Source organism: Duganella sp. CF517 (assembly GCF_900110275.1).
Classification (GTDB): Bacteria; Pseudomonadota; Gammaproteobacteria; order Burkholderiales; family Burkholderiaceae_D; genus Rugamonas.
In genome coordinates, this window is sequence record NZ_FODC01000002.1 from 306,243 (window position 1) to 328,812 (window position 22,570).

The 22,570-nt window shown below is 65.0% G+C and carries 21 protein-coding genes; 7 read left to right on the top strand and 14 right to left on the bottom strand.

The genetic code is table 11. The features are described 5' to 3' along the window. Positions 1-14: 14 nt before the first annotated feature. The 7 genes from BMX85_RS08475 to ugpQ all read right to left on the bottom strand — a co-directional run bounded on the left by BMX85_RS08475 (position 15) and on the right by ugpQ (position 6,784). Positions 15-689: a hypothetical protein gene (locus tag BMX85_RS08475; protein ID WP_090315772.1), complete on the bottom strand. Its 675-nt coding sequence runs from the start codon at positions 687-689 to the stop codon at positions 15-17. Positions 690-738: 49 nt separating this feature from the next. After that, positions 739-975 (bottom strand): hypothetical protein, encoded by a 237-nt coding sequence (locus tag BMX85_RS08480; RefSeq protein ID WP_090315775.1) that lies wholly within the window; start codon positions 973-975, stop codon positions 739-741. A 119-nt stretch (positions 976-1,094) separates the two neighbouring features. Then, positions 1,095-4,367 carry a hypothetical protein gene (locus BMX85_RS08485; RefSeq protein WP_090315778.1) on the bottom strand — a complete coding sequence of 1,091 codons (3,273 nt, stop codon included), beginning with the start codon at positions 4,365-4,367 and terminating at the stop codon, positions 1,095-1,097. A 129-nt stretch (positions 4,368-4,496) separates the two neighbouring features. Then, positions 4,497-5,015: a hypothetical protein gene (locus BMX85_RS08490; protein ID WP_090315781.1), complete on the bottom strand. Its 519-nt coding sequence runs from the start codon at positions 5,013-5,015 to the stop codon at positions 4,497-4,499. A 9-nt stretch (positions 5,016-5,024) separates the two neighbouring features. Beyond that, positions 5,025-5,240, bottom strand: a complete 216-nt coding sequence (locus BMX85_RS08495; RefSeq protein ID WP_090315783.1) for a BAR domain-containing protein — start codon at positions 5,238-5,240, stop codon at positions 5,025-5,027. 163 nt (positions 5,241-5,403) lie between these two features. After that, positions 5,404-5,931 carry a hypothetical protein gene (locus BMX85_RS08500; protein WP_090315786.1) on the bottom strand — a complete coding sequence of 176 codons (528 nt, stop codon included), beginning with the start codon at positions 5,929-5,931 and terminating at the stop codon, positions 5,404-5,406. A gap of 100 nt (positions 5,932-6,031) precedes the next feature. Then, positions 6,032-6,784: a glycerophosphodiester phosphodiesterase gene (ugpQ, locus tag BMX85_RS08505; protein WP_090315790.1), complete on the bottom strand. Its 753-nt coding sequence runs from the start codon at positions 6,782-6,784 to the stop codon at positions 6,032-6,034. A 114-nt stretch (positions 6,785-6,898) separates the two neighbouring features. On the opposite strand from ugpQ, the gene BMX85_RS08510 reads away from it, so the two are divergent. After that, a complete protein-coding gene (locus tag BMX85_RS08510; protein WP_090315793.1) occupies positions 6,899-8,134 on the top strand; it encodes a CaiB/BaiF CoA transferase family protein in 1,236 nt (411 codons plus the stop codon). Between the two features lie 2 nt (positions 8,135-8,136). Continuing rightward, positions 8,137-8,592, top strand: a complete 456-nt coding sequence (locus BMX85_RS08515; protein WP_090315795.1) for a GNAT family N-acetyltransferase — start codon at positions 8,137-8,139, stop codon at positions 8,590-8,592. Between the two features lie 33 nt (positions 8,593-8,625). On the opposite strand, the gene BMX85_RS08520 is transcribed toward BMX85_RS08515, so the two are convergent. Next, positions 8,626-8,955: a hypothetical protein gene (locus BMX85_RS08520; protein WP_090315798.1), complete on the bottom strand. Its 330-nt coding sequence runs from the start codon at positions 8,953-8,955 to the stop codon at positions 8,626-8,628. Positions 8,956-9,166: 211 nt separating this feature from the next. Here BMX85_RS08520 and BMX85_RS08525 point away from each other — a divergent pair, with 211 nt between their 5' ends. Continuing rightward, entirely contained in the window at positions 9,167-12,421 is a 3,255-nt protein-coding gene (locus BMX85_RS08525) for an EAL domain-containing protein (protein ID WP_090315802.1), read from the top strand. A gap of 19 nt (positions 12,422-12,440) precedes the next feature. Here BMX85_RS08525 and BMX85_RS08530 read toward each other — a convergent pair whose 3' ends face one another. Further along, entirely contained in the window at positions 12,441-13,700 is a 1,260-nt protein-coding gene (locus BMX85_RS08530) for an MFS transporter (protein ID WP_090315805.1), read from the bottom strand. Positions 13,701-13,818: 118 nt separating this feature from the next. On the opposite strand from BMX85_RS08530, the gene BMX85_RS08535 reads away from it, so the two are divergent. After that, entirely contained in the window at positions 13,819-14,712 is an 894-nt protein-coding gene (locus BMX85_RS08535) for a LysR family transcriptional regulator (protein WP_090315807.1), read from the top strand. A gap of 24 nt (positions 14,713-14,736) precedes the next feature. Here the strand turns inward: BMX85_RS08535 and BMX85_RS08540 are convergent, their stop codons facing one another. Genes BMX85_RS08540 through BMX85_RS08555 form a run of 4 tightly spaced genes read right to left on the bottom strand, consistent with a single transcriptional unit; the run spans position 14,737 to position 17,246 of the window. After that, a complete protein-coding gene (locus BMX85_RS08540; RefSeq protein WP_090315810.1) occupies positions 14,737-15,609 on the bottom strand; it encodes a hypothetical protein in 873 nt (290 codons plus the stop codon). Between the two features lie 26 nt (positions 15,610-15,635). Then, entirely contained in the window at positions 15,636-16,415 is a 780-nt protein-coding gene (locus BMX85_RS08545; RefSeq protein ID WP_090315812.1) for a hypothetical protein, read from the bottom strand. Between the two features lie 3 nt (positions 16,416-16,418). Continuing rightward, positions 16,419-16,916 (bottom strand): hypothetical protein, encoded by a 498-nt coding sequence (locus tag BMX85_RS08550; protein ID WP_090315815.1) that lies wholly within the window; start codon positions 16,914-16,916, stop codon positions 16,419-16,421. Positions 16,917-16,952: 36 nt separating this feature from the next. Next, the gene (locus tag BMX85_RS08555) at positions 16,953-17,246 is read right to left on the bottom strand and encodes a J domain-containing protein (RefSeq protein WP_090315818.1); all 294 of its coding nucleotides are present in this window, start codon (positions 17,244-17,246) and stop codon (positions 16,953-16,955) included. 166 nt (positions 17,247-17,412) lie between these two features. On the opposite strand from BMX85_RS08555, the gene BMX85_RS08560 reads away from it, so the two are divergent. From BMX85_RS08560 to BMX85_RS30435, 3 genes are all read left to right on the top strand, one after another. Then, on the top strand, positions 17,413-19,179 hold the full coding sequence (locus BMX85_RS08560; RefSeq protein WP_090315821.1) for a glutamine--tRNA ligase/YqeY domain fusion protein: 1,767 nt from the start codon (positions 17,413-17,415) through the stop codon (positions 19,177-19,179). Positions 19,180-19,386: 207 nt separating this feature from the next. After that, entirely contained in the window at positions 19,387-21,216 is a 1,830-nt protein-coding gene (locus BMX85_RS08565; RefSeq protein ID WP_229210352.1) for a CHASE domain-containing protein, read from the top strand. A 156-nt stretch (positions 21,217-21,372) separates the two neighbouring features. Then, complete coding sequence (locus tag BMX85_RS30435) at positions 21,373-22,158, top strand: glycine-rich domain-containing protein (protein ID WP_177196696.1); 786 nt, start codon at positions 21,373-21,375, stop codon at positions 22,156-22,158. 147 nt (positions 22,159-22,305) lie between these two features. On the opposite strand, the gene BMX85_RS08575 is transcribed toward BMX85_RS30435, so the two are convergent. Beyond that, positions 22,306-22,545, bottom strand: coding sequence for a hypothetical protein (locus BMX85_RS08575; RefSeq protein WP_008445950.1), 240 nt, complete (start codon positions 22,543-22,545; stop codon positions 22,306-22,308). Between the last annotated feature and the right edge of the window lie 25 nt (positions 22,546-22,570).

The window sequence follows — 22,570 nt, forward strand, 5'->3', positions numbered from 1 at the left end:
CCGCGCGTCGGTCGTCACTGGTCCTTCGGCACGGCCGGCAAGCGTTCCGCCCATTGCCGCGCTGCGGCGTCGAGCGGCTGGCGGCGCGCGGCCGGGACCAACGTCATCAGCCGTGCGCGGCTGGTGCGGGCGGAGGCGCAGCCGGCGTCCCGGTCGCGCCGGCCGTAGCGGCGCTTGAGCACGCAGTCATACTCGTATACGCCGGCCGCGTCACCGTAGGCGGCCTCCAGTTGCCCCGGCAGGTCGGCGGCGTAGCGCGCCACCAGGTCGGCCGCGGCGCCCTTCATGCCGACGTCGAACGCGCCCGCCTGGTGAGCGAACTTGACGGCCTGGTTCAGCGCGCTCCACGCGCCCTTCTGCTTGCGGATGTCGACGATGATCGCCGGCTGGTGTGATTCGGAGGCGCCGTCGGAGGATGTCATCGTCACGCCCCAGCCTTCGTCGCCGGTGAGCAGCTCCTCGTGGCAGGCCAGGCGGTTAAGCGCCTCGATCGCGCGCAGACGAATCGCGTCGCGGTCGCCCGACTCGGCTTGCTTGTGGTTGTCCTTGAGCCAGCCCTGGTAGGCGGCGCCCGATTTCTTGCCGATCAAGATGTCGCAATCGCTCAGATCGAGGCTGGCGGCGTGCGCGCCGGCGCAGCCGATTGCGGACAGAACGATGGCGCACAGCAGGCGTCGGGTATTTTTCATTGTTGCCTTCTTTGGTAAGTCGGCCCGGGGTGACCGCCGGGCCGTGTGATTATTTTTTCTCGGACAGCAATTCGCGCCCTTGGCGGTTCCATATCAGCGCGCCGGCGCGCACATCGAGCGTGAAATCAAACTCCCCCGACACGGCCTCCGGCGGCGCGAAGTCCAGGCGGTAGCCGCGGCGCAGCGCGCCCTGCCGCGCGGGCGGGGCATCGGAACGCAACACCACTTGCTTGTTCCACACCTTCCAGCTGCCTTGCGCGGCTTCGTCCACGGCGCCGTAGGCCATCGTGTACTGGAATTTGCCGTCCGCCTGGAGCCGCAGTTCCGCCCCACTTCGCGGACGCCCGACAAATAATAATGGCCAACCAATTGCGGAACCAGCGCCACGTCGGCGGCCTTGTTCGTTTACGGCTTCTCCGCCTGCTCCGCGTTGGCGGGCGCGGGCGTGGCCGACTTCCAGCCGGCCCTGGCCAACAGGCTGGGCAACACCTCGTTTTTGCTCGCCGTGATCGCCGCCCAGGTCTCGGCATCGAAGCGCTCCGGCCGCGCTGCGAGTTGCGGCAAGCGCTCCACCAGGTGCTGGCCCGGCCAGCCTGCCAGCAACACATCAGCGGTGGACAGATGCAGCGCGAGACGCTGCTGCATGCCGCCGCAGGCGTCGCCCTGGCCGAAGCCGTGTTCGCGCAACAGGGTCCAATAGCTGGCCGACGAGCGCAGCACGACCTTTTCCAGTTGCCTTGCCGACGGCAAGCAGACCTGCTTGAGCGAGTGCGCGTGGTTCTTAGTGACCGCGCGCAGCATCGCCGGATCGAGCGAGGCGACCGAGAGGTCGAGCGCGCTGCCCCACGCATGGCCGCCGGTAGTGTCGATCACGCCGCCGAACGCCAGCAGCACGTTGAGCGCTTCGAGCTGGCCCTGCGAGATCGCATATTCCACCGAGCTGGGCTGCTCACGCCCGCCCGCCAGCGTCACGCGCTGGTTGGGGTCCACGCCCTGCGCCAGCAGCGCCGGCAACAGATCGGCCCGGCCCGCGTAAATGGCGGCATCGACAAAGCGCGACCGCCCGTCGCCCTGCCCGGTCTCGGCCGCGGCGGGCTTGTCGAGCAGTCCGTGATTGATCAGCAGCGTCGCCACGTCGCGCTCCGGCGCGGCGAAGGCCACGCCGACGGCGCGCGCGTCCAGCCCGCGCGCCGACGCCCCGGCGTCGAGCAGCTTGCGCAGGCGCGCCGTGTCGATAGTGCCTTTGCCCGTCAGCAGCGCCTCCAGCGGCGACGGCGTGAGCCGCGCCAGCGCTTTCTTATCGACCCGGGCGAGATGATCGAGCAGCAGATCGAGCATTTGGTCCTGGCCCGGCGGCGCCCTCAGCGCCGCCGCGATGGCCGAGTCCTCGCTCAAACTCGATTGCACTTCGGCGACGGGATCGGCGCCCTGTTCCAGCAAGGTCTTGACCGGACCGGCGTCGCCCACGAGCACGGCGGCAAGCAGGTCCCGGCCGCTGCCGCCTCGGCGCACCGGCGTGCCCAGCTCGGCGAGCTTGCCGATCCATTCGGTGCGGCGCGCGCGGGTGGCGTGATGGAGCAGCGTGCCGGCTACGACGCGCTCGCTGCCGCCGAACAGTGTGCGGTAGTCGCGATGGAAGCTTTCGGTCTGCGGCCCCGTCACGCTCCAGTCCATATCCTTGACCAGCAACTGTTGCAGCACCTTGTCGCGCCCGGGCGCGCTGCTGTACATGGCCAGCATGGCCGCGTTGAGCCAGCGGTCCTGCTTTTTCCCGTCGTAGCGCGGCACGCGCGGCTTGAGCCAGCCGATGGCGTCGGCGTTGCCCGCCTCGGCCGCGTTGTCGAACACGCTCTTGCCATCGTCGTCCTCGGCCGGCCTGGTGCCGGTCGCCAGCAGCGCGTCCAGCACCGCCGTACCGCTGGTCAGGGCGACCAGTCTCGGCCACAACAGGTAATCGGCGACGGGCCGCTTCAGCTTGGGCTCATCGCCGGTTTTCTTCGCATCGGCGATATCGACCCGGATGTAAGGGCGCAGCGACCCGGCCTCGACCAGCGCCATGATGTTGGCGGTGCGCTGCGCCGGCGAAATGAGCTCCGGCAGGCCGAGCGCGTACTCGCTCTGCGCCAGCGCGAATTCGAGCGGCGCCTCGTTGCGATAGATGCCGCCGTATTGGCGCGGATCGGCGCCATGCTTGAGCAATAGCCGCACCATCTCGGGCGTGCCGAACATCGCCGCCAGATGCAGCGGCGCGGCGTTCTCGCGCAGCGTGCCCTCGTTGACGCCGGCGCCGCGTTGCAGCGCCAGCGCCAGCATGCGCGTCTTGGCCGGCGCCAGCGCGGCGTGGCGGGCCTGCTGTTGCTGCCAGTGCGCGGTGTCGCGCGCGTTCTTGCGCGCTTCCTTCCAGGCCCACCCTTCCTTGCTCAGGCTTTCGGCCGGCCGCAGCAACGCATGCAGCAGCTTGCCCTCGTCGACCAGATAGTCGTTGACATTGTCGACCTGGGCCAGCAAGCGACCGAACTCGGCCTCATCGCCTTCGTTGGCGGCCTTGAACAGCGCCAGCACCTGCGGCGGCGCCTCGCGCTTGCCTTGCGGCTCGTCGACATAATTGACCTTGCGCTGCAAGCCATAGCGGGTGGCCCCGGGGAAGGCGTCGCCCTTGCGCCACGCGGCCAGCAGCGCCTTGCCTTCCTCGAGTTGCTGCGCGGTGAGCGCGTCGTCCCAGGTGTCCGGGGTTTTGGCCGCCGCCTGGCTGCCGCCTTTGAGCGCCAGCCGCTCCAGCGCATAGGCCAGCACGAAATCCTTGGGCACGCCCTCGCCGTGCGCATACAGGCGGCTCAGTTCGTACTGCGCCTCCGCGACGCCCCCCTGGGCCGCTTTGCGCAACCAGAACGCCGCTTGCACGTAGTCGATCTTCAAGCCGTAGACGAACTTCCAGTACAGCGTGCCCGCCTTGTGGGCGGCGTCCAGATCACCGGCCTGGGCCGCCGCCTGGTACCACTCGCGCGGATCGCGCCGGCCCGTTTCGGAGGCCGTCGGCAGCGGCGTGCCCGGCTTCCAGGCGGCGGCCAGGCGCTCGGCCTCGGCGAGCTGTTCTGGCGACATCTCGCTCACGTTGCGCGCCAAACGCTTGGCCCGCCCGCCCTTTTCGTCTTTGCCGTTCTTGTCGTTCTTGTCGTCCTTGTCGGCACCGCGGCTGGCCAGCAACTCGAAGGTGTGCGCCAGCACGCGGTCGTGCGGCACGCCCTCGGCTTGCTCGTAACGGGTGGCCAATTTCGACAGGTCGGCGGCGCCGCCCAGTGCGGCCACCTTGCCCATCCAGAACGTGGCCTGCTCCGGGTTGCGGCTGCCGGCACTGACGCCGTACAAAAAGTACAACTCGCGTTGCGCGCCCACATCCCCCACCCGGGCGGCCGACAAATACCAGCGCTCGCCCTCGGCGTCGTCCGCCTTGCTGCCCCGGCGATCGTCGCAGCGGCCGCGCGCATTGGTGTAGGCATCGCCCAGCGCCTTCTGCGCGGCGGCTTTGCCCGCTTGCGCATCCGGCGTTAGCGCCTTGATCGCCTGCGCGCAGCGGCCCGCCTCGAGCGCCGCCATGCCGCCGGCCAGATCGGCGCGCGCGCCGCCGGCCACGCCGATACCTAAGCCCAACAGGGCGAGCTTGAGGAGTTTGTTATTCACAGCTTCTTTCAGGGAGCCACGGCAACGCCGAGAAGATCGTTATGATAACGGAAAGCATGCATTTTTACCAATTACACGTGCGCTTGCGGCTCTCCAAGCGGACATATTTCCGCCACTTCAGCCCTGGCATCACATCCGATCCGGCTCGATGCCGTTGACCACATCCGGAAATACCTGCGCGGCCGCAGGGCTGAAGTCGAAATGTTTGCCGAACTCCTCCCTGGTCTTCCAGAGCACCTTGCCTGTCGGTGTGCCAAAGACCAGATCTGCCGAAAGGATGCTCGTCTTTTTCAGCGGATAGCCGATTTCGCAGTTCCAGCTGACCGCCACCAACCTCGGTTTTCCATTCGCATCGAAGTCGTACACACGATGGTAGATCTGGTGGCCGGGAATGCGGATACCTTTATCGGTCAACAATTTATCGTTGACGGCGGGGCGCGGGCCGGGACGTGGCTGACGCCAGTTGTCGACTGTGATCACGCGGTTTACGCGGCCATCGGCGTCGAATTGTTCCTGGCGCGCGATGTAGCCGACCTCCGAGTAATAACGGTGTCGCGATCGATGCTCGCCAGGTTTAAACAGCTCGAATAGTTTCACGCGCTGCCCGTCGATGTATGTCTGGCGCCGACGCTCGTACTTGTAGATCAAATCCGGTTTCTACAACACCTCGAGCGACGTGGGGGGCTTGGTAAAGAAATAGGCGGCCGCGTTCATCCTGCCAAAGGAATCGAGCACTGTGTTGGCCGCATTGTTGTCCAGCTTTCCGACATTCGACCCGTAGCTCAATGTTACACCTCGGCCAGCTTTGGCCTTGGCGGAGCCATAGACGGCGTCTGGGGACGAACCGAACACCAAGCCGATCACGAGCGCCATTGATAACTACTCCGTCCATGACAATTCACTTTTGTTCCCTAGTTCGCGAAGCGGGTTGCCACTCGTGAAGCGGGTTACCACACCAGCATTGGCTGGCCAATGAGGCGTGTGAAGTGCCTGCCAATGCCGCCGTCCGCCGCCTGCGCACGTGGCAAAGTGATGGTCAGCGGCCATCTTCGGTCCACGGATACTGCAATTCGATCCCTCGACTAAACGCCTTGAGCATTCGGGTTGTTTCCACCTTTATTCGATAGTCCATGCTCACCCTGGCAACGCCACAAAAATTATTTAGCTTTCCAAACAAGCAAAAACTTAAATATCGAAATCGCTCGTTGGGCGGCGGAGCGAAGTCGTCCAACACCATAAAGTGCCCGCGTGCGTTCTTGGCGAACAGAAGCTGGACTTTAGCTTCCGGTACAGGCCGTTCAAATCCGGTCGGAGACGCTTTCGGCAAGCAGCTGAAAAACAGCGTTGTCGCGTCGAGCTTCGAGCCCGCCGGCGCGGGCAAAATGCATCCCTCCGCAGTGCATTGCGGGTTGAGAACCGGTACCTTTACGACGCAAGCCGGCTCGCTATCGACAAAGTTTGGAACCGTCAGCTCTTGCGTCGGCGTCTGCGCCGGTTCCGCTCGCGCGGGTGCGACGGCGCTCACACCCGAACTCAGCATTAACAACAGGTAGATTGTTTCCATCTAACTTCTTGCAAAAATAACTTTCTGGAAGAGAAAATAGCCAAGCTCGTCGGAATCGTCGGCCGATTGCACGACGGCCGCGCCGGCGCGCCAGCACTCTTCAAGCGAAACCCGGGCCGATCAAGTCGATGCGGTCGGTGCAGAAACCGTCCACGCCCCACGACAGGATCTCCCTGCCCCGTTCGGGTTCGTTGACCGTGTAGCAAAACAGGCCATAGCCGGCGGCCTTGATCGCTCGCGTCAGTTCCAGCGTCAGGTGCTGGTGGTTGGTGTGGATGGCGACGGCGCCCAATTCCCGCGCCTGCGCCTGCCAGTCGCCGGGAACCCGGTCCAGCAGGTAGCCGCGCGGCAGGTCCGGGGCCACGTCCCGGGCGGCGGCCAGCGCGTCGAAGCTGAACGACGACAGCAAGGGCATGGCGGCCGGGTCGCCGGCGGCGATCTCGGCGGCGTAGCTGTCGCGCGTCACCCTGGCCACCCAGCGCCCCGTCTCCGCCTCGAAACCATCGGCCGGCTTGATTTCCACGTTCATCCAGATACGCTGGGCCTTGCAGTAATCGATGAATTGCGTGTAGTACGGCACCGGCTCATCGTTGAACTGCTGGCCGAACCAGGCGCCCGCGTCCATGGCGGCCAGGTCGACGGCGTCGGTCTCCGGCACGCTGCCCCGCCCCGCCACCGTGCGGCCGAAGTCGGCGTCGTGCATCACCATGCCGATGCCGTCGCGCGACAGCATCACGTCGAACTCGACGGCATGGAAGCCGTACGCCAGGCCGGCGCGCAGGCCGGCGACCGTGTTTTCCGGCGCCAGCGTGCCGCCGCCGCGATGTGCAACAATTTTAGGATACGGCCACATAACTCTGCCTCCCGCGCAAATATTTGTTATAAAACCAACTCCCACCCTATCACGAATGCCGCGCAGACACTACACTGGCGGCCTGATAGGATTACTCAAAAGGTTAGACATATCATGACAGCTCAAAAAGCGTTAAGCCACATCCGCGTGCTCGACCTGAGCCGGGTGCTGGCCGGACCGTGGTGCTCGCAGAACCTGGCCGACCTGGGCGCCGACGTCATCAAGATCGAACGGCCCGGCGCCGGCGACGACACGCGCGCCTGGGGCCCGCCCTACGCCAGGGACGCCGACGGCAACGACACCACCGAGGCCGCCTACTACCTGGCCGCCAACCGCGGCAAGCGTTCGGTGACGATGGACATCGCCAGCGCCGAGGGCCAGGCGCTGCTGCGCGAGCTGGTCAAGCATTGCGACGTGGTGCTGGAAAACTACAAGGTCGGCCAGCTCAAACGCTACGGCCTCGACTACGACTCGCTCAAGGCCATCAAGCCGGACCTGGTGTACTGCTCGGTGACCGGCTTCGGCCAGGACGGCCCGTACGCGCACCGCGCCGGCTACGATTTCCTGATCCAGGGCATGGGCGGGCTGATGTCGGTGACCGGCGAGCGCGACGACCTGCCCGGCGGCGGCCCGCAAAAAGCCGGCGTCGCGCTGACCGATCTGATGACCGGCATGTACGCGACCATCGCCATCCTCGCCGCGCTGACCCAGCGCGACCGCGACGGCGGCGGCCAGTACATCGACATGGCGCTGCTCGACGTGCAAGTGGCGATGCTGGCCAACATGGGCAGCAACTACCTGAATAGCGGCAAGCCGCCCAAGCGCTGGGGCAACGCCCATCCGAACATCGTGCCGTACCAAACCTTCGCCTGTTCGGACGGCTACATCATCGTCGCCACCGGCAACGACGGCCAGTATCAAAAATTCGTCGAAGTGGGCGGACGCGGCGATCTGGCCTTACACGAGCGCTACGCCACCAATCCGCTGCGCGTGAAAAACCGCGACGAACTGGTGCCGCTGTTGGCGGCCATGGTGCAGGCGCACAGCCGCGATTTCTGGATCGACCAGCTGGAAGCGGTCGGCGTGCCTTGCGGGCCGATCAACAACCTCGACGACGTCTACAAGAACCCGCAGGTACTGGCGCGTGAACTGGTGATGGAGGTGCCGCACCCGACCGCCGGCACGGTCAAGCTGGTGCGCAGCCCGATGCGCATGTCCGGCGCGCCGTCCGACGACGCGGCCACGATGCCGCCGCCGCTGCTGGGCCAGCACACCGACGAGGTGCTGCGCGATTTGCTCGGCCACAGCGACGCCGATATCACCACGCTGCGCCACAAAGGAATTCTTTAAGCATGAGCAGCAACGTAACGTTGGAAGAAATTACCGGCCACAACTTCGAGGCATTCATGGAGATGGAGCTGCCCGAGCACCAGCGCGATTTCATCGCCAGCAATGCCTTTTCGATCGCGCAGGCCAAGTTCTACGCCGATTACATCCCGCGCGGCATCTGCTGCGACGGCGAGCCGGCCGGTTTCCTGCTGTACGACCGCCAGTCGAATGACAATCCGGGCGAGTATGGCATCTACCGCTTCATGGTCGACTTCCCGCGCCAGGGCCAAGGCATCGGCCGGCGCGCGATGGCGTTGCTGCTGGACGAGCTCAAGGCCAAGCCGGACGTCAAGCTGATCACGATCTGCTACAAGCCGGGCAACGTCGCCGCGCGCACGTTTTACCAAAGCTTCGGCTTCGAGGAAACCGGCCTGGACGAGATCGGCGAAATGATCGCGGCGATCAAGGTGGCGGCGTGACGGAATGGCCTTGCGCCCGCGCCGCGCGCCGCCTCACCGTAGGACATCCCGCTTCAGTTCGATGATCTGACTGTGCATCTGGGTGACCGAGCCCTTCATTTGTGCGGACAACTGCGGGATGTTGACGCACACCCGCTTGGCGCGCTCGGCCATCAATTCCATGTCACGGATCAGCTTGTTGATGCGCTGCGCGTCCTGCGACAGCAGGATCTCGCGCGCGGTGTCCGACAACCGGTCCACGCGCTCGATGCTGTCGCGCAGCTCGCTCGGCAGATTCGGTTCGGCGGAACTGGCCTGCGCCGCCTGCCCTATCGCTTGCTCAAGTAAATGAAACCGGTGCTGGATGTCGTTCGTTTGCAGCATGGTGACTCCTCCTCTGTCGGATCGGGCACAGGCGTGCCAGTGCAGATTCGACCCCCGGCCCCGCCGCCAGTTTCAGCGCCCGCGTCCGCTCATTGACGCACGTCAGAGCGCCAGCGAAATCGCCGTCAATTCCACCGGCGCCAGCTGTGCTACGCAGGCCCAGCCGCATCTGTTAGTATTAATCAACAAAGCCCGCACCGTCAGAACGGACATGGACAGCCACCAGTATTCCGCACACCCGCACACCGAACAGCAGCCGTTGGCGCAGTTTTTCGCCCACAGTCCCTACTTCGCTTTTTCGATCGACGAGGGCGGCAAGCTGCTTTGGTTTAACGGCCACACCCGCGCGGCGCTCGGCCCCATCGCCGACGCGGCACCGGCCGCCGCGCTGTATGCGACCTGGTCGGTGCCGATGCTCAAGGACGAGGCGCTGCCGACGGCGCGCGCGCGCGGCTACTGGCGCGGCGAGCTCGAGCTGGTGAGCGCCGGCGGCGTGCCGCACATGGTGACGCAGACGGTGGAGTGGCGCCGCGCCACGGCGCACCAGCCGGGCCACTACCTGTGCCTGTCCTACCCGCTCGACGACTACGACGTGTTCGAGTCGCGACTGCGCTTCAAACACCTGTTCGAAGCCCATCCGCAACCGATGTGGGTGTATGACTTGCAAACGCTACAGTTCCTGGTCGTCAACGCCGCCGCCGTCGCCCACTACGGCTACACGGAGGCCGAATTCCTGCGGATGACGATCAAGGACATCCGCCCGCCCGAACAGCACGAGCGGCTCGCGCGCAACCTGGCCGCCGCCCCGGTCAAGGGCCCCGAGCGCGCCGGCAGCTGGACCCACATCAAGCGCGACGGCAGCCACATCGACGTCGAGATCTCGTCGCACTCGGTGACCATCGCCGGCCATCCGTCGCGCTTCGTGGTGGTCCACGACGTCACCGAACAATTGCGCATGGCGGCCGAGCTGCACGCGTCGCGCGAGCTGAAGAACCTGGTCATCAACCAGATCCCGCACCAGATTTTCTGGAAGGGACTCGACGGCAATTACCTCGGCGGCAACGCCGTGTTCGCTCGCGCCGCCGGCCTCGCCAGCACCACGCAAGTGCCGGGCAAGCGCGACGAGCAATTGCCGTGGGCGCACAACGCCGAGGCCATCCGCGCCGAGGACAGCGCCATCGTCGCCACCGGCCAGCCGCAGCTGAACCGCCAGGACCACATGACCTGGGCCGACGGCACGCTGCACTGGTACCTGATCAACAAGCTGCCGTTCCACGACCAGCACGGCAACATCATCGGCGTGCTGGGCATGATCGAGGATATCAGCGAGCGCAAACAAAACGAGACCACGCTGCAACTGCGCGGGCGCGCGCTCGACGCCAGCGTCAACGCCATCGTCATCACCGCGTACGGCCCGGACGGCGACCTGATCGAGTACGCCAATCCGGCCTTCGCCCGCCTGTTCGGCCACAGCGGCGCCGACACGCGCGGCCGGCGCCTGGAGCAACTGCTCGGCAACGACGCCCACAGCGAGGACGGCGAGGCGCTGCGCGCGGCGCTGCAATCGCGCCAGGAGGTGACGTTGCTGATGGGCGCGCGCCACCGCGACGGCACGCCGTTGTGGACCCAGCTGCACCTGGCGCCGGTGCACACCGGCGGCGCGGGCAGCGCAATCGGCCACCACGTCTGCGTGCTGACCGACCTGACCGCAACCATCAACTACCAGGAACAACTGGAGCACCAGGCCAGCCACGACGCGCTGACCGGCCTGCCCAACCGCGCGCTGTTCGGCGACCGCATGGCGCAGGCCATCAGCTACGCCCAGCGCTACGGCCACGGCGTGTGGGTCGCGTTCATCGACCTCGACAACTTCAAGCTGGTCAACGACAGCGAAGGCCACCAGGCCGGCGACGAGCTGCTGTGCACCATCGCCGCGCGCCTGAGCGCCTGCCTCGACACGGGCGACACCGTCGCCCGGCTCGGCGGCGACGAGTTCCTGCTGCTGATGCCGGACGCCGACGGCCGCGCCATGTCGCTGCTGCTCGAGCGCGTGCTCGACGCCGTCAGCGCGCCGGTGGCGCTGGGCAAGCAACTGTTCACCATCACCTGCAGCATCGGCGTCAGCGTCTACCCCCACGACGGCGCCGAGCCGCAGCAACTGCTCAAGCACGCCGACATCGCCATGTACCGCGCCAAGGAGGCCGGGCGCAACCAGATCCAGTTCTACGAGGCGGCCATGCACACCCGCATCGCTGAGCGCACCATGATCGAGGCCGAGCTGCGCCACGCGCTGCCGCGCAACGAATTGAGCTTGCAGTACCAGCCCAAGGTCGATTTGCGCAGCGGCGCCGTGGTCGGCATGGAGGCGCTGTTGCGCTGGCGCCATCCGACCATGGGCATGGTGTCGCCGGCGCGCTTCATCGGCGTGGCCGAGGAGACCGGCATGATCGTGGCGATCGGCCGCTGGGTGCTGCGCACCGCCTGCGCGCAAAACAAGGCCTGGCAGGCGGCCGGGCTGACGCCGCAGCGGGTGGCCGTCAACCTGTCGGCGCGCCAGTTCCGCGATCCGGCGCTGACCGGCGAGATCCTGGCCGCGCTGGCCGACAGCGGCCTGGAGGCGCAATACCTGGAGCTGGAGCTGACCGAGAGCCTGATGATGCACAACGTCGGCGAGGCGGTGGCGGTGGTCGAGCAGCTCAAGCGGCTCGGCATCGCGCTGTCGATCGACGACTTCGGCACCGGCTATTCGAGCCTGGCCTATCTGAAGCAGTTCCCGGTCGACTACCTGAAGATCGACCAGTCCTTCACGCGCGAAATGCTGACCGAACCGAAGGTGGCCGCGATCGTGCGCTCGGTGCTGGCGCTCGGCCACAGCCTGGGCTTCAGGGTGATCGCCGAGGGCGTCGAGACGGAGGCGCAACTGGCCTACCTGCGGCGCCATGGCTGCGACGAGATGCAGGGCTATTTCTTCAGCCGGCCGTTGCCGCCGGAAGATTTCGCCGAACTGCTGCGGCAGGAGCGCGGCCTGGCGCCGCGGCCGGACGTGGCGCCGCGTGCGCAACAAACCTTGCTGCTGCTGGACGACGAGCCGTCGATCCGCTCGTCGCTCAAACGCCTGTTCCGGGTCGACGGTTACCGCATCCTCAGCGCCGAGACGGCCGAGCAGGCCTTCGACCTGCTCGCCATGAACGAGGTGCAGGTGGTCATCAGCGACCAGCGCATGCCGGGCATGCACGGCACCGAATTCCTCAGCCGGGTCAAGAGTCTGTACCCGCGCACGATACGCATCATCCTGTCCGGCTACGCCGATCTGGAATCGGTGCTCAATGCCATCAATCGCGGCGAAATCTACCGCTTCTACACCAAACCGTGGGACGACCAGACCCTGCGCGACAACATCCGCGAAGCGTTCGAATACCACCGGCTGCTGCATGCCGGCGGCGAAGGTCGGGAGGCGACGCGCTGAATCCCGCGTATGGCGCCGCTTATTTTTCCGCCGCGCCCAGCGGCGCCAGGCGGCGCAAGCGCAACGCCACCAGCATCGCCAATGCCAACGCCAGGCCCAGCACCATGACCACGCCCGGCCAGCCGTCGCGGCCCCACATGACGCCGGTGGCCGAACCGATCACGCTCGAACCGAGATAATAGAAGAACAGGTACAGCGCCGACGCCAGCGCCTTGCTGCTCGTGGCGCGCCGTCCGACCCAGCTGCTGGCCACCGAGTGGGTGGCAAAGAATCCGTAGGTGAACAGGGCCACGCCCAGCAGGATCAGCGGCAGCCAGTTGGACAAGGTCAGCAGCAATCCGGCGATCATGATGGCCATCACCGCCCACAGCACGTGGCGGCGGCCGAACCGGTCGGCCAGGCGCCCCGCCCAGACCGAGCTGTAGATCCCCAGCAGATACAGGAACGACACCGCCCCGACCAGGCTGTGGTTCAAGCCGAACGGCGCGCCCAGCAGGCGGTAAGCGATGTAGTTGTACAGGCTGACAAACGCGCCCATCAACAGGAAGGCCAGCGCGAACAGCCACGGCATGCCGCGATCGGTCAAATGCAGCTTGAAACCCGAGGCCATCGAGCGCAAGCCGCCGCCGGACGGCACGAAGTGGCGCGACGGCGGCAGGCTGCGCCAGAATTCCCACGCCGCCAGCACCCCCGCCACGCCGACCGCGCCGACCGCCAGCCGCCACGAAAAATAGTCGCTCAGCACCGACGTGATGACCCGCCCCGCCATGCCGCCGAAGGCGCTGCCGCTGATGTACAGGCCCATCGACAGGCCCAGCGAGCCGGGCTCGATCTCCTCGCCCAGGTAGGCCATGGCGATGGCCGGCATGCCGCCCAGCGCGATACCCAGCAGCGCGCGCATCGCCAGCAGCTGCGGATAATTGTGGGCGAAAGCGCTCAGGATCGTCATCACCGCCGCGATCGCCATCGCCGCCACCATCAGCGGCTTGCGGCCAAGGCGCTCGGACAGCGCGCTCGACGCCACCAGCGACAAGGCCAGCGCGGCGGTGGATACCGACAGCACCATGCTGCTCTGCGCGGCGCTCAGCGCGAATTCGTGGGACAACAAGGGCATCAGCGGCTGCACGCAATACAGCAGCGCGAAGCAGGAGAAGCCGCCGAAGAACATCGCGCGGTTGCTGCGTTTGAATTCGGCGCTGCCGGCGGCGATGCGCGGCGCCGGCGCGCACGATGCCGGCGGCGCGGAGAAGGAGGACGCCGAAGCTGTGCTTGAAGACATGTTTGGATTCCGATGCAAAACGCGATGAAGTCATCTTAGGATTGCACTGTACGACTGTCCAATATATATTTAAGTCGTTGGTCATACTTTAAAACGATAACAAAACAGGAGTCCCGCTTTGGAATTACGGCATTTGCGCTACTTCGTCGCGGTCGCTGAAGAGCTCAGCTTCACGCGCGCCGCCGAGCGCCTGCACATCGGCCAGCCGCCGCTGAGCCACCAGATCCAGATGCTGGAGGCGGAAGTGGGCGCGCAGCTGCTGGAGCGCAGCAAGCGCTGGGTGCGCCTGACGGAAGCGGGAAAACTGTTCCTGGACGATGCGCGCCGCGTGCTGTCGCTGTCGGAGCAGGCGGTGCAGACGGCGCGCCGGGCCGAGCGCGGCGAGGCCGGGGAATTGCGGGTCGGCTTCACGTTTTCGACGCCGCTGACGCCGCTGTTCGCGACCGTCATCAACCGCTACCGCCGGCGCTATCCCGGCGTTACCCTGACCTTGCATGAACGATCGACCCTGGCGCAGATCAACGCGCTGGCCGGCCGCGAGCTCGACCTGGGGCTGGTGCGGCCGCCGGAGTCGGCGCTGCCAGAGGCGGTGACGACCACCGAGTTGCGGCGCGATCCGCTGGTGATGGTGCTGCCGGAGGAGCATCCGTTGGCGGCCAGGAAAACGTTGCGGATCCGCGATCTGGAGGGGCAGCCGCTGGTGATGTATCCGAAGACGGCCGGCACCGGCATCCACCCGCAAATCTTCCGGCTGTGCCGCGCGGCCGGGTTCGAGCCGACGATCGCGATGGAGGCCGGCGAAGCGTCGACGATGGCGGGGCTGGTGGCGGCGGGGTTCGGCATCGCGGTGCTGCCGAGTTCGTTCGACATCATCCGCCTGAGCGGGGTGCTGTACCGGCCGCTGGCCGACAAGGACGCCACCACGGCGCTGCTGCTGGCGCAGCGGAAGGACGAGATATCGCCGCTGGTGGCGGCGTTCAGGGCGATCGCGTTGGAGGCCGCCAGCGCGTGACGCCGCCGGCGGCCCAGTCATCGATTACGAATAATCGGCGTCCAGTTCGGAGCCGGCGTAATTCTCCAACTCGGCGAACAAGGTCTTCATCGCCGTGCGTCCCTTGATGTGCTGGATCACGGTACAGGTCTGGCGGTAGCTGTCGATCCGGTCCAACAACACCGGATGATGCTGCGCCGGCACCTTGGCCACCAGCGCCGCCCAGCCCTCCTCGTAATCGGGCTTGTTCTTGCGCACCGATTTAACGAACCGCTCGAACTCCTTTTGCCCGGTGCGCGCCACCACCCTGCCCCCGCCCTCGATCGCGAAGATGACCGCCAGCGCGATCACGCCCTCGGCATTCAAATCCGTGTCGCTGACCGGACCCTCGGTGTTGTGGCGGCGCAGCCAGCCGGCCAGGCGCACGATCGCCTGCACCTCCTTGCGCTGCTTGAGCATGACCGAATAGCGATCGCCGCCGTTCCAGTTCTGGTTCGGGTCGGTCTGGCACAGCTCGATGAACAGGTCGCGCAGGCGGCGCGCCGAATACACCGGATCGGTATCGTATTCGCCGACCAGGGTGTCCTCCGGCAAGGCCGACAACTCCTTGATCATGCGGAAACCGATCTGGAACGCGTGCTCGGCGCCGTGCTCGATCAGGAAATCGAGCGCGTCGAGGTCGGTCTCGTTCGGGATCACGTGATCGAGCCCGAGCGACACCCCGCCCACCGTCAACTGCAACGCCTTCTGGATGCCTTCGGCGGTGCGGTCGTTGGTGAACTTTTCGGCCACCATCGCCGTGATGCCGGTCAGCTCGTCGGCCAGCGCATAGGCGGCGTCGTCGTCCGGATGCGCCGCCAGTTGCTGGATCGCGCGCGTCAGGCGCGGCAGGTTCTCTACTACTAATGCTGGCAGCATCGCTTCGGTATCCTTTGAAGATTCCATCAAGAGAAGATGCCGGTGCCGACGCTGCGGCGCGAACCGGCCTTGGCGCTGCGGGTCGACGGCACCTGCTTGCGCAAGCGGTACAGCAATTCCTTCGTCGACCGCTGCAGGAACGTCGGCTCGTCGTCCGGGTCGTCGCTGAATTCGGCGTCGGCCAGGTCGGCGCTGTGGCGGAACTCGGGGAACAGCTCGAACAGCGAGCGGTCCCAGCCGTCTTCCGACGCCTGCGCCAGCGCGATCGCCAGCGGCACGACGTCGTTGTCGGACGAGGTCTGGCCGGTCAGGTACGGGCCCTTGGCGATGATCTCGCCGGCCACTTCCAGGATTTCCTTCGGCGCCATCGAGAACAGGATGGCGAAGATGGTGGCGCCGTGGTCGGTCGCCGAGGCCGCCTGCAGCAATTCGCTGCGGCGCTCCTCGTCGTCGGTCGAGAACACCACGCCGTGCACGTGCGCGAACAGCGACTCGGCGATGCGCTCCGGATCGTCCTCGATCAGGTCGTCCTGCCAGGTCGCGGCGAAGAAGGCCAGGCTGTCGGCCCAAGCCTTGGGCGGCACCAGCAGCGTCGCCAGCGACATCTTGCCGCCGTCGAAGCCGGCCATGTGCAGCGCCGTCACCTGCGGCGGGATGTTGCTCAACACTTCGACCACCGCCAGGTCGCCGAACTGGTCGGCCGCCTCGGCGAAGGCTTGCTCGGCGTGGCCCAGCGAGCCGGCCAGCACCAGCTCGGTCACTTGCTTGCTCAGCGCCGGCAGATTGCTTTTATTGTCGTCGGACATGGTTTAATCCTCCTTGTCGAACATTTGGGCGAAGTCGTCGGTCGCGCCGTCCTCATCCTCGATATCGTCGCCGTCGTCGTTGGCCGACAGTTGTTCCAGCGATTGGTCGTCGTCGTCCCACTTGCGCGGATTCTTGAACAGGAAGGCGGTGATGATGGCCTGGCGCGCCAGCTCCGGCAGGTTTTTTTCCAGCGCCGCGTACATCTGTTGCGCCGCCTCGCCCTTGCACGAGGCCATCGCGAACACGCGCGCCGGGTCGCCGAACTCGTAGTCCTGGGCTTCGGCCAGCAAGCCCTTCGGGTCGCTGAATTCGATGTGGTCGACCAGCGCGAAGGCCAGCATGTTGACATCCTCGATGCCGCCGCCGCCGGCGTACTCGGACACCAGCGCGTCGATCATGCGCTGGTAGTTCTTGCGGTCGGGCGGATCGCCCAGAATGCCTTCGATCTGGCCTTCCAGTTCGCGCGATTGATAGGCGAATTCGGGGTGTACTTTTCTCATTGCTTGCTTTCGTTTTAATGCTATATGAATATCGTCTTACGCCGGCGGCAGGGTGGTGCCGTGCAGATTGAAGACCGAGCGCCATAACTGGTACGCTTCGGCTTCCGAATCGATGATGATGCGGTGGTTCACGCTTTGGTTGTATTCCTCGCGCTTGACCGGGTCCGACAGGATCTCGTAGGCCTTGGTGATGCTTTTGAAGCGCGCCTCGGCGCCGGGCGCGTGGTTGCGGTCCGGGTGGAAGCGCATCGCCAGCGAACGGTATATCTTTTTGATCTCGTCTTCGGTGGCGTTGGGCGCGATCCCCAGCGTGTTGTAGTGATTTTCCATCTTGGAAACTCCGCGGCCATGTGCCGAAACAATTAAAGGCGAATTATACCCGTCGCACCAGCGGCCATCCCGGCCCGGCCGCCGCGACGCAGCATTTCCCCTCAGCCCATGAAGGGGATACGGTAAAATGCCCTTTACACGAACTCTTGCAAAGCCAACTTTTCAGATGAGCAACGACAAAAACAGCACCGCGCCAGCCGTACCGTCCAACTTTTTGCGCGCCATCATCGATCACGACCAGGCCGCCGGCACCCACGTGCGCGCGGGCATGCCCAGCGTGATCACCCGCTTCCCGCCGGAGCCGAACGGCTACCTGCACATCGGCCACGCCAAGTCGATCTGCGTCAACTTCGGCCTGGCGCGCGACTATCAAGGCCGCTGCAACCTGCGCTTCGACGACACCAACCCGGCCAAGGAAGAGCAGGAATACGTCGACACCATCATCGACAGCGTCAAGTGGCTGGGGTTTAACTACGACTACCCGGCCGCCGACGGCGGCGTCGAGCACCATCTGCACTACGCCAGCGACTACTTCGACCAGCTGTACGCGATGGCCGAATACCTGATCGACCAGGGCTACGCCTATGTGGACAGCCAGTCGGCCGAGGATATGGCGGCCAATCGCGGCAATTTCAACACGCCGGGCAAGAATTCGCCGTTCCGCGACCGTCCGCGCGCCGAATCGCTGCAGATCTTCCGCGACATGAAAGCCGGCAAATACGCCGACGGCGCGCACATCCTGCGCGCCAGGATCAGCGAGGACGCGATGGCCTCGCCGAACATGAACATGCGCGACCCGGCCATCTACCGCATCCGCCACGCGCACCACGTGCGCACCGGCGACGCCTGGTGCATCTACCCGATGTACGACTACACGCACCCGATCTCGGACGCGCTGGAAAACATCACCCACTCGCTGTGCACGCTGGAATTCCAGGACCACCGCCCGTTCTACGACTGGCTGCTGGAAACCTTGGCCGAGGGCGGCTTCTTCACGTTGCCGCTGCCGCGCCAGTACGAATTCTCGCGCCTGAACCTGACCTACGTGGTCACCAGCAAGCGCAAGCTGCGCCAGCTGGTCGAGGACGGCATCGTCAGCGGCTGGGACGATCCGCGCATGCCGACCATCGTCGGCCTGCGCCGACGCGGCTATACGCCGGAGGCGATCCAGCTGTTCTGCGAGCGCATCGGCGTGACCAAGTCCGACGGCTGGATCGACATGAGCACGCTGGAAGGCTGCCTGCGCGAGGATCTCGATCCGAAGGCGCCGCGCGCGACCGCCGTGCTGCGTCCGCTCAAGCTGATCATCGACAACTATCCCGAAGGCCAGAGCGAGGAATGCACGTCGCCGGTCCACCCGCACCACCCGGAAATGGGCGTGCGCACCTTCCCGATCACGCGCGAGCTGTGGATCGAGGAAGAGGACTTCATGGAAGTGCCGAGCAAGGGCTATTTCCGCTACTACCCGCCGATCGACGACAAGCCGGGCAGCCGCGTGCGCCTGCGCCACGGCTATGTGACCGAATGCACCGGTTTCGACAAGGATGAAAACGGCAAAGTGGTCGCCGTCCACGTCAATTACTTCCCCGATTCCAAATCGGGCACGCCCGGTTCGGACAACTACAAGGTCAAGGGCAATATCCACTGGGTCTCCACCGCCACCGCCCTGCAGGCCGAGGTGCGCCTGTTCGACCGCCTGTTCACCGACGCCCAGCCGGACGGCGGCGGCAAGGATTTCCTGTCGCTGCTCAATCCGAACGCCAAGGAAGTGGTCACCGCCTATCTGGAGCCGGGCATGAGCGCGGCCCAGCCGGACCAGCGCTTCCAGTTCGAACGGCACGGCTACTTCGTCGCCGACCGCGTCGATTCGAGCGCCGGCAAACCGGTGTTCAACCGCATCGTGACGCTAAAAGACAGCTTCGTCGCCAAATAAGGCTTCCAGCTTCCGTGAAACCGGCGCCGTTCGCAAGAAGGCGCCGGTTTTTTCATTTATCGGCGCCATAACCTCCCGGGTTCGATGGCATCATTTGCAAAATTACTTGACTAGAATCGGTAATATTTTCTATATTCAAGCACGGTGGGAATCATCAGAGTTGCTAGAAAGGCAATCGGAATGGAGGTACTGCTCGCGCAGCGACAAATGTTTTCCCCGCCTAAATCGGTCTGGTGGGCCGGCATCATGCTGTCCCTGGGGGTGGGCGCGCTGTGCTATGTGGCCGCCTATAAAATGGTCGAATACGACGCCGGCGAACGTTTCATGCACCAGGCGCGCAACGCCCAGTACCACATCAGCTCGCGCATCGACACCTACGCCGACGTGCTGCGCGCCACGGCCAGCTACTTCGACGCCAGCGATAGGGTCGAACGCGAGGACTTCCACCGGTTCGTGCGCGGATTGAAACTGGCGACCCAGTTTCCCGCGTTGGTCAGCGTCAACTACGCCGAGTACGTCACCGACGCCCAGCGCGAGAATTTCGAAAAGGTATCGCGCCGCAGCGGCGACGGCACGGCCAACGGCTATCCCGACTACGTGATCCAGCCGTCCGGCCGCCGCGCCGACTATTCCGTCATCACGATGATCGAGCCGATCGCGGCGTTCCGCTGGCGGGTCGGCCTCGACATCACGCACAAGCCGGCGGTGGCGCAGGCGCTGGCCCACGCCCGCGACACCGGCGAGATCAGCACGTCCGGCAAGCAGATCGACATGGACAGCTTCGGCCAGGGCGGCGGCATGGCGATCCGGCTGCCGCTGTACCGCAAGGACATGCCGCTGACCACCATCGGGGAGCGCCGCGCCGCCTACCGGGGCTCGGTCGGCATCGGCTTCAGCGTGCCGCGCCTGGTGCAACTGGCGATGGACCAGATGCAGGTGCGCGACGTGCGCCTGCGCCTGTACGACGGCGGCGAAGGCAACGACCGCTCGTCGGCCTCGTCCGCGCCAGCGCTATTGTTCGACAACAAGGTCAACGGCGGTGAGAAAGTGCGCTCCGCCGACCAGTTCGGCATCGTGTTGCCGCTGACGTTCAACGGCCGCCAGTGGCATGCCCACTTCAGCGCGCCCAAGGCGGCGTGGTCCAGCCGCTTCGACCGCTTCCTGCCGTGGCTGGCCATGTTGAGCGGATTCATCGGCTCGATGCTGTTCTACCTGCTGATCCACACCTTGTCGTCGTCGCGCATGCGGGCGATCAAGATGGCCAAGGTGATGACCAAGGAACTGCGCGACAGCCAGGCCAAGCTGCAGCAATCGCACCACAAGCTGCGCCGGCTGGCAGCGCACGCCGACCAGATCAAGGAGCAGGAACGCAAACGCATCGCGCGCGAAATTCACGACGACCTGGGCCAGAACCTGCTGGTGCTGCGGATCGAGGCGGACATGCTGGCCACCCGTACCCGCCACCGCCATCCGCGCCTGCACGCCCGCGCCAAAAGCACGCTCAGCCAGATCGACAGCACCATCAAAAGCGTGCGCCACATCATCAACGACCTGCGTCCGAACGTGCTCGATTTGGGCCTGAACGCCGCCGTCGAATGGCAGATCGCCCAGTTCCGCCAGCGCTCCGGCATGGTGTGCGAGCTGATCGAACACCAGCGCGACATCCGCATCGACGATCATTGCGCCACCGCCTTCTTCCGCGTGCTGCAGGAATCGCTGAGCAATATCGTCCAGCACGCGCACGCCAGCCTGGTGCGGGTGGAGTTGCGCCAGGCCGGCGGCATGCTGAGCATGACCATCACCGACAACGGTGTCGGCATGCGGGCAAGCAATCGCAACAAGGTGGGCTCGTTCGGCCTGGTCGGCATCGAGGAACGCATCAGCTTGCTAGGGGGCGTCTGCTCCATCATCGGCAGCCCCAACGCGGGCACCACGGTCGCCATCTCGGTGCCGATCGACCACGTGCCGCCGCCGTCGCACGACGATCTCAAGGATATCAACGACACCGGCCACTTGAGAGCCGACGTCATCGCCTGACCTCCGGCTTACCTCGACTTTTGCTAGGACAAGTCGACGGCATGTAGGAATTTCCTCAACAACATTGATAAATATCAAGCGTGAAGACGCAAAGTTAGGCAAAAATCAACGGGTTCGCACTGTTTCTTAACCCGTATCAATTTAGAGGAGAAGTCCATGAACGTCATCAACGCCCTGGATCTGGACCCAATCAAGGTCAAGCTGATGCACCAAGAGTCTGGCGAAGGCTGGTCGCTGGAACGTGCCAACGCTGTCGAGTTTGAATATCGCCGGTTCCTGACGCTGATGAAAAAATACCCCCACGAGCAGACCTCGCCGCTGGTCGACGTGGACACGTTCTGGCACTACCATATCCTGGATACGATGAAGTACGCGGCCGATTGCGAGGCCGTGTTCGGCTACTTCCTGCACCACTTCCCGTACGTCGGCATGCGTGGCGAGGCGGACGAAGCTGCGCTGGCGCGCATTGGGCAGCGGATGAAGGAACTGTACGAAGCGGAATTCGGCGAGGACTATGTGCGTCCGGCAAAGCATGCCTTCGAGGGTGCGACCCAGGCCGCCGCCTTCTGTGGCGCTCCTGAAATGCAAGCCAGCGCCTTCTGCGGCGCGCCTGAAAAGCAAGCCAACGCCTTCTGTGGCGCACCTGATAAGCAGGCCAACGCCTTCTGTGGCGCACCTGATAAGCAGGCCAACGCCTTCTGTGGCGCACCTGATAAGCAGGCCAACGCCTTCTGCGGCGCACCGGAAAAACAAGCCAACGCTTTCTGTGGCGCACCTGAAAAACAAGCCAACGCCTTCTGCGGCGCACCTGATAAGCAAGCCAACGCCTTCTGTGGTTCCCCTGAAGAGAAAGTCGCTTTTTGCGGCAGCCCGGAAAAGGCCGTCGTCGCCAAAGCGCCGAATCAGCCAGGTTTGTTCAGCAGCCGTCCCAGCCTGAGCTAGGAAACAGCGGCGACCACAAAACCGATCAGCGTCGGCACGTTAGCGAGAGTGAACCAAACCGCGGCGGGCCGGTCCAAACCGTACCCACCTAAGACAACGGCGCGTTACCGAGAGGTGCGCGCCGTTGTCTGTTTTGTTGGTTGCCTATCAGGCCGCCATCAGTTCGCGCAGCTCGCGGATGCTGAAATCGCTGATCTCGTGCATACGGATCAGGATGGTTGCACCAATCGGGAGGGTATTGTGGCGAATTTTGCTGATGACTGGAGGGGCTACTTCCAGTGCGCGCGACAGCGCAGCATCGTTTTTCAGCTGCAACTTTTCGATGATGGCGTCGAGGACACGGTTCGGGTTGTAGGTTGGGGATGCGGTGATTTCTTTGATAGACATAATGTTTAAGTAGGTTCGTGGCCGC

Bases quoted from the DNA above. Each gene is read 5' to 3' on its own strand.
- BMX85_RS08530 (WP_090315805.1), bottom strand. From the start codon at position 13,700: ATGTCTTCAAGCACAGCTTCGGCGTCCTCCTTCTCCGCGCCGCCGGCA.
- BMX85_RS08475 (WP_090315772.1), bottom strand. From the start codon at position 689: ATGAAAAATACCCGACGCCTGCTGTGCGCCATCGTTCTGTCCGCAATC.
- BMX85_RS08540 (WP_090315810.1), bottom strand. From the start codon at position 15,609: ATGCTGCCAGCATTAGTAGTAGAGAACCTGCCGCGCCTGACGCGCGCG.
- ugpQ (WP_090315790.1), bottom strand. From the start codon at position 6,784: ATGTGGCCGTATCCTAAAATTGTTGCACATCGCGGCGGCGGCACGCTG.
- BMX85_RS08565 (WP_229210352.1), top strand. From the start codon at position 19,387: ATGTTTTCCCCGCCTAAATCGGTCTGGTGGGCCGGCATCATGCTGTCC.
- BMX85_RS08525 (WP_090315802.1), top strand. From the start codon at position 9,167: ATGGACAGCCACCAGTATTCCGCACACCCGCACACCGAACAGCAGCCG.
- BMX85_RS08575 (WP_008445950.1), bottom strand. From the start codon at position 22,545: ATGTCTATCAAAGAAATCACCGCATCCCCAACCTACAACCCGAACCGT.
- BMX85_RS08515 (WP_090315795.1), top strand. From the start codon at position 8,137: ATGAGCAGCAACGTAACGTTGGAAGAAATTACCGGCCACAACTTCGAG.
- BMX85_RS08550 (WP_090315815.1), bottom strand. From the start codon at position 16,916: ATGAGAAAAGTACACCCCGAATTCGCCTATCAATCGCGCGAACTGGAA.
- BMX85_RS08555 (WP_090315818.1), bottom strand. From the start codon at position 17,246: ATGGAAAATCACTACAACACGCTGGGGATCGCGCCCAACGCCACCGAA.
- BMX85_RS08560 (WP_090315821.1), top strand. From the start codon at position 17,413: ATGAGCAACGACAAAAACAGCACCGCGCCAGCCGTACCGTCCAACTTT.
- BMX85_RS08495 (WP_090315783.1), bottom strand. From the start codon at position 5,240: ATGGCGCTCGTGATCGGCTTGGTGTTCGGTTCGTCCCCAGACGCCGTC.
- BMX85_RS08500 (WP_090315786.1), bottom strand. From the start codon at position 5,931: ATGGAAACAATCTACCTGTTGTTAATGCTGAGTTCGGGTGTGAGCGCC.
- BMX85_RS08520 (WP_090315798.1), bottom strand. From the start codon at position 8,955: ATGCTGCAAACGAACGACATCCAGCACCGGTTTCATTTACTTGAGCAA.
- BMX85_RS30435 (WP_177196696.1), top strand. From the start codon at position 21,373: ATGAACGTCATCAACGCCCTGGATCTGGACCCAATCAAGGTCAAGCTG.
- BMX85_RS08545 (WP_090315812.1), bottom strand. From the start codon at position 16,415: ATGTCCGACGACAATAAAAGCAATCTGCCGGCGCTGAGCAAGCAAGTG.
- BMX85_RS08510 (WP_090315793.1), top strand. From the start codon at position 6,899: ATGACAGCTCAAAAAGCGTTAAGCCACATCCGCGTGCTCGACCTGAGC.
- BMX85_RS08480 (WP_090315775.1), bottom strand. From the start codon at position 975: ATGGCCTACGGCGCCGTGGACGAAGCCGCGCAAGGCAGCTGGAAGGTG.